Origin of the sequence: Kytococcus schroeteri (genome assembly GCF_002847825.1) — a bacterium.
GTDB lineage: Bacteria > Actinomycetota > Actinomycetes > Actinomycetales > Dermatophilaceae > Kytococcus > Kytococcus schroeteri.
This window is the reverse complement of the sequence record NZ_PKIZ01000160.1, coordinates 1-306: the sequence shown is the minus strand read 5'-3', so window position 1 is coordinate 306 and position 306 is coordinate 1. Positions and strand designations below refer to the sequence as shown.

The following is a 306-nucleotide window of genomic DNA, read 5'->3' as shown; positions in this document are numbered from 1 at the left end:
CTACACCATGCCTCTGGGTGAGATCATCTTCGACTTCTTCGACCAGCTGAAGTCCCGCACCAAGGGCTACGCTTCGCTGAACTACGAGGAAGCCGGTGAGCAGCTGGCCGACCGGAAGGCAAGAAGCGCATGAAGGCCATCGGTTCGGTGTCTGTTCCGCAGGAGGCCTTCGTCGCCGCTCTGTCTACTGACGCCGACTAGATCTGCCGACTAGATCTTTTGACGCCCATTAGGCTCAGCCGAGCTGGCGCACCGCCGCGGCCAGGCGGTTGATCTCGCTTAAGGAGAGCTCCTCGTCCGCGTGGG

1 pseudogene is annotated in these 306 nt (G+C 61.4%); it reads left to right on the top strand.

Annotated features, from left to right (window positions below):
• Positions 1 to 112, top strand: a pseudogene (locus CYJ76_RS13275) (hypothetical protein); the annotation flags it as partial.
• Positions 113 to 306 lie beyond the last annotated feature (194 nt).